This is a genomic window from Chryseobacterium sp. SN22, assembly GCF_008329705.1.
GTDB lineage: Bacteria > Bacteroidota > Bacteroidia > Flavobacteriales > Weeksellaceae > Chryseobacterium.
The window spans coordinates 133,763-139,788 of sequence record NZ_VTSX01000013.1 but is presented as its reverse complement, the minus strand read 5'-3'; the positions used below and the strand labels follow the sequence as shown (position 1 = coordinate 139,788).

The window sequence follows — 6,026 nt, the reverse complement described above, 5'->3', positions numbered from 1 at the left end:
AATAGAAATTGAATTAACAGATCAAAAGAGGGAAGCTGGATACCGGAAGTTTCTCTTGTCAACATTACTTTCACAGGTATTAAATATTAAATGAAATCGTTTGTTATTATACAAATAGGAAATGTATTTAAAATTCTGACTTACCAATCTGACCCAATCTTTAATGTCAATAATCGACTGGAAATAATTTGAATACTATCGAATTTACGTTAAGTAATAAAAGATTCAATGTTGGAATATAAACAAACGGCACCAGAAAAATATTCCGATGCCGTTTTAAAATTTAATATGAAGAAACTAATTACTATTTCTTATAAGCTGGACCAACCTGAAGCCCAAGATGGAGAGGAAGTTCCGTTTCCTGCACCTGTAGCGTTTGCATTTTCGGTGTAAGTATTGGTCAATACCGTTACAGAAGTTCCTGCATTGGATTTAGCAGAAGCTTTTGTTGTTACGTTATCAAATTTGATGTTTGTAATCTTACCGCCACCGTTAAAATAACTTACAGAAGCATCGTTTTCGATGTTGATTCCTGTTGTCCATTTGGAAAGTACTACGTTATCGATCGTAGCATAAGTTCCTACTCTTAGTTTGAAACCGTCTGCTTCACCTGTTGTACCTCCGATGAACGTAGCGTTTTTGATCGTAGGGTTTGATCTTGGAGAGGCGTCGTGGTTGTTTGAATTGTTATCCGCTTCAATACCTCTGTTTCCGGTACCGTCAGCTCTTCTTTTTGTAAAGATATTGGTCGCAGTACCGTTCCATCCTTCAGTCCAGTCAAAAGCATCATCTTCATTGTTGATAGAAACGATGTTGGATACATTTACTGTTCCTCCGAAGAATTCGATACCGTCATCAGATCCGTTTACCAAAGCAACATTATTGATGGTTGTTCCGTTTCCAACCCCGAAAAGAGAAAGTCCGTTAAATTCTTTATCTGCCGTAAAGATAGCTCCCGCATATTCGATTCTTACAAAGTTCAGAATTCCTGAGTTATCTGATGTATTTGTTCCTCCGTATGTTGCATTTCCAACTTCAGCTGTTGCAGAAGTTCCCTTATTGATAGGTGCTTTTCCACAGATTACCAGTCCGCCCCAGCTTCCCGGTGCTGCTGCAGGAGAAGTAAATACGACCGGTGCAGAAGCTGTACCGTTGGCAAAGATTTGTCCACCCTGTTCCACAGTAATGAAAGATGAAGTACCGCCGGTAGCTTCAATTCTTGTCCCTGCAGGAATGATAAGTTTTCCACCGTCTTTGACCATAACGGCACCTGTAAGTTTATAGGTTTTAGATGGATCTAATGTTACCGTTTGTCCGTTTGCGATATCGCCTTTAAAATTACTTGGATCCTGAGCGATGCCTACAGGAGATACTGTCGGAATTGAATCATCATCACTGCTGCTGCAAGATTGGATAGCGAATGAAGTTCCGATGAACAAAGCTGCTGCTATTAGTTTTAAATGGTTCTTTGTCATAATACTTAGATTTTATTTTTTTATTATTATTAAAATTCATAGGAAACGCCCAGTCCCAGGTTTACCCCTCTTTTATATTCTCTGGTGGTAAGTTCCTTGGTTTCGTTATCCTGTATTCTTCTGATGGTAGGATTAATAAGGTTTTTGCCCTGAAGAGAAAGACCAAGCCCGTTATTAAATTTGAATCGTACCGTACCGTCAAGCGTATTGATGGCTTTGTCTACAAGATTTCCTCTCTTTTCGAAACCTAAAGAGTAAATGTTATCTCCGATATAAGAATAGGCCAATACCACATCCAGGCTTCCGTTTTTCATTTTGTTTTCCCAACCCAGGTTTACGTTGGCAAGGAAATCTGAGGCACCCTGCATCTTTTCTTTGGTTTTCAGGAAGTTTCCTGAAACATACGTGTTTTCTCTGATCAGCTTTTGAGAATCAAGATCCTGTTCGGTATGCAGGTAAGTCGCATTTAAGAAGGTATAGAATCTTGAATTTCCTGCAGAATAGAGATCTTTCCTGAATTCTATCTCAGCTCCGAAAATTCTGGCACTTTCACCAACGTTGGCAAATGAAACTACATTGGAGGAAGAGGCAATTGTAATTCTGGAAATCGGGTTTTTAATATATTTTCCGAAAGCCGTAACCGAGATTACTTCATTCTTTTTAGGGAACCATTCCCACTTCAGGTCTACATTATAATTATCAGAGGGATAAACGTCTTTATTTCCTAGGCTGGATTCATCGATATCTTCATATTCAAACGGTGCCATTTCCAATAAAAGAGGAGTCGTATAGGTTTTTGAAGCTGAGAATCTGAAATTGTTGAAATCATTCAGCGCGTACTTCACGTTTAATGCCGGAAGGATTTTAGAATAATTTTTATCCAGTTTACCCCCATTGGAGATAAGAGCCGTATTATACGTCATTTTCTGGCTCAGATTATCATAACGTACCCCGATCTGTGCAGTAAGCTTTTCATTGAATTTGTAATCAAAATTCAAATAGCCGGCATTGTTTAGAATTTCAGAAGTAAAGAACTGCGGGATTAAAGCCGTTGCCGGATCATATTTCACATCCCCTCTGAAGGTTACCAGTTCGAATAATCCGATCTGATAATTTAAAGGATTGAAGAATGAATCATAATTGTTCGGGTCTACAAAATTTCCCTGGCTGGATTTAATCCTGAAGTTATACTGAGTTGCTCTGAAGTCGCTATCCTTATATCTTCCGCTATATCCTAAGGTTAGTTTGGCATTATCGGAAAATTTATAATCGGCGTGGATATCGCCTACATAATCATTTTCGATCAGGTTATCATAATACCGGTTATTGGCGCCCGGGTTACTGCTTGCGAAGAAGCTTGAATTCGTCTGCTTGTCGAAAATAGTAACGTTCTGCTGACGGTCCGGCCTCTTGCTTTCAAGCCTGTTAAAACCTAAATTCCAAGTTACTTTCAATGGTTCGGAAAGCGTATGCTCACCTCTCAGTTGGTTAACGAAAAGATCGTTTACCTTATAAGTAGCCCTTCTCAGGTTGGTTACATATCTTTCTTGTAGAAGATCATTATCATAATAATCTCTGTTATATCCTTTATAATTCCCCAGTTTCTGGTCTGTGGTATGGATATAATTGGTGGTGAAATTGATATTATGACTGCTGTTGATCTTATAATTTACATTAAGCAAACCTGTGGTATTGGTAAGATACCTGTATTCTTCAGAATCATCGTATATTTTAAGGGGAACATTCTGCCCATCATGGGCACCCCCTGCAATTCCTTTGAAATAAAAATATTCATTGTCAAAAGCACCATATCCGAAAATGCTAAGTCTGCCCTGTGAACCAATTTTGAAGTTGGTCCCGAAATCGATTCCTAAAGAAGAATTGAAAGGCGTATTTTTTTCCTGGTTCTGCCATGAAGTTTTAAATGGATAAACTCCTGAAGAAACTACGGCATTAGATGGTTTCTTTATAATATTCGTTCCGAAAAAATTGGGACCGTCCTGAAGATAAAAATGATCTTTCTGGATCGCATTAAAGTTCACGGAAGAACCCAGGTTTACTTTAAAATAAGGTTTACCGGTATATACCTTTGAAACGATGTCTACGTTTGCTCCGGCCATATCACCCCAAATCCTTGGCGTATATACTTTTTCCAGACTTATGTAATCAATCATATCGGTCTTCACGATTCCTAAGTCCAGGTTTTTATAAAGCGGGTCATTGGAAGGAATAGGGAGATTGTTCATAGTCGTAGAATTATATCGGTCTCCCAAACCTCTTACGAAAATCTGTCCGCTGCTTTCCTGCTTCTGAGTTCCTGTTGCTTTCGTTACTGCTGTAGCGGCATCGCCTACTCCCTGTTTGGCAAGCTGGGCAGAACCTACTCTTTCAATAACTTCTACGGATTTTTTCTGTAAGCTGATGATGTTCGCTTCAGCCCCTTTTTTAGTAGTTCCCTGAATAACCACACCTTCGATTTTCTTTTCTTTCTTTACGGTGTCGTTTTTGGTCTCTTGAGCGTAAAGTACAGTTCCTGATGTTGTTAAAAACAAAACTGCGATACTCAGTTTTCTAAAATTCATTTCTTTTTTACTATATTCTTTCGGTGCAAAGAAAGAAAGAATCCGTGGGGTAGATGGTTTAGCGAAATTTAATTTTTTTTTAACTAAACATTAAGAAAAGAATATAATTGTTAACTTTATGTGAACGATACCCGTTTTGTTAAACCGTGATTAAAATATTATTAACTTTGACGCGTAAAAATTGAAAATGAACCAAAAGAAAATCCTCTTAATAGACGACGAACTGGATATTTTAGAGATTCTGTCTTACAATTTAGAAAAGGAAGGCTACGATATTTATACAGCCACCAACGGTAACGAAGGTATCGACAAAGCGAAAGAAATGATCCCTGATCTGATCTTACTCGATGTGATGATGCCTGAAAAAGACGGGATAGAAACCTGCCAGGAACTCCGCAAGATTAAAGAACTCCAAAAAACACTCATCGTTTTCCTTTCCGCAAGAAGTGAGGAGTTCTCCCAGTTGGCAGGATTTCAGGCAGGAGCAAACGATTATATCGTTAAGCTGATTAAACCGAAAATCCTTATTTCTAAGGTGAACGCTTTATTACAGCTTACCTCCCAGGTTTCAGATAATGCCAAAATGATCGAGATCGGGGACCTTATTATTGATAAGGATAATTTCAGGGTTTCCAAAAGCGGGCAGCAGTTCCTGCTTCCGAAAAAAGAATTTGATCTGTTATATCTGTTGGCTTCCAATACCGAAAAAGTATTCAAAAGAGAAGAGATTCTTGAAAAGGTTTGGGGAAATGACGTCATCGTAGGCGAAAGAACCATCGATGTACATATCAGAAGACTGAGAGAAAAATTAGGCATCAATACGATCCAGACCTTAAAAGGAATTGGATATAAACTTATTGTGTAATACTCAATTTCAATTCTTATCTTTATATCCATAACCCCTAAAACTTTGTAAAATTGAAATTTTACAGGCTTACCTTCGTCGCCTCCTGTCTTTTGACATTGGTGATGTTTCTGTTAGTAATCACTTTCGATTCGCTAAAGGATCTTTATTACAACACCCCGTTCTTTAAAGTCGGGCTTTTCGTCTGCCTGATTCTTATTTTTATCATCAATTATATGGTGCTGGAACTGCTCTTCAACTATTACGGTAAGAAGCAGGTCCGCGGGCTGTCCCAGCTATTGCCGCAGGAAATCGTTCATAATGACAATGAGAACATCACCATTAAAGAATTGGGCGAGCGGTTTTCAGACCTTAATCAGCAGAAGGTTACGGAACTCGATATGATGAAGGAAATGGAAAGCTACCGGAAAGAATACATCGGCAATGTTTCCCATGAGCTTAAAACGCCGCTTTTTTCCATCCAGGGGTATGTAGAAACGCTTCGTGACGGAGGTGTCGACAACCTTACGATCCGCGATAAATACCTGGAAAGAATCGATAAATCGGTGGAACGGTTAATCGCCATCGTTACGGATCTGGATATGATCAACAGGCTGGAAGCGGGAGAAATCAACCTTACGGTCTCCAGATTTGATGTTAATCTGCTTATTAAAGAAATTTTCGACCTGCTGGATCTTGAAGCCGAGAAGCATAATGCCACGATGCAGATCCAAACCCTGCAGCCACAGATTTTTGTGGAAGCAGACAAACAGAAAATATCGCAGGTCTTCATCAATCTCATTTCGAATGCCATTCATTACGCCAACCGTCAGGAAGCAAAAGTAGTGGTGAAAACAAGCATCCTGAAAAATAAAGTGCTGATCGAAGTCATAGACAACGGGATGGGAATAAAATCGGAAAGCCTGCCGAGGATTTTTGAAAGATTTTACCGCGTGGAAACCAGCAGAAGCAGGAGGGAAGGCGGTTCCGGATTAGGGCTGGCCATTGTGAAGCATATCCTGGAGGCACACAACGAAAATATTACTGTTGAAAGTGTCTATCTGGAAGGGACAAAATTCAGTTTTATGCTCGAAAAAAATAAATAATCCCGGCAAAAATGTAAGG

General features: G+C 39.1%; 4 protein-coding genes. 2 read left to right on the top strand and 2 right to left on the bottom strand.

Translation table 11 applies throughout. From position 1 onward, the window contains the following. Window positions 1-311: 311 nt before the first annotated feature. Together FY557_RS10675 and FY557_RS10670 are read right to left on the bottom strand one after the other, a co-directional pair. A complete protein-coding gene (locus tag FY557_RS10675) occupies window positions 312-1,475 on the bottom strand; it encodes a hypothetical protein (RefSeq protein WP_149247238.1) in 1,164 nt (387 codons plus the stop codon). A gap of 29 nt (window positions 1,476-1,504) precedes the next feature. Beyond that, window positions 1,505-4,057, bottom strand: a complete 2,553-nt coding sequence (locus FY557_RS10670) for a TonB-dependent receptor domain-containing protein (RefSeq protein ID WP_149247237.1) — start codon at window positions 4,055-4,057, stop codon at window positions 1,505-1,507. 187 nt (window positions 4,058-4,244) lie between these two features. Here FY557_RS10670 and FY557_RS10665 point away from each other — a divergent pair, with 187 nt between their 5' ends. Next, window positions 4,245-4,922 carry a response regulator transcription factor gene (locus FY557_RS10665; RefSeq protein ID WP_149247236.1) on the top strand — a complete coding sequence of 226 codons (678 nt, stop codon included), beginning with the start codon at window positions 4,245-4,247 and terminating at the stop codon, window positions 4,920-4,922. Window positions 4,923-4,975: 53 nt separating this feature from the next. Continuing rightward, a complete protein-coding gene (locus FY557_RS10660; protein WP_149247235.1) occupies window positions 4,976-6,007 on the top strand; it encodes a sensor histidine kinase in 1,032 nt (343 codons plus the stop codon). The last annotated feature ends 19 nt before the right edge of the window (window positions 6,008-6,026 follow it).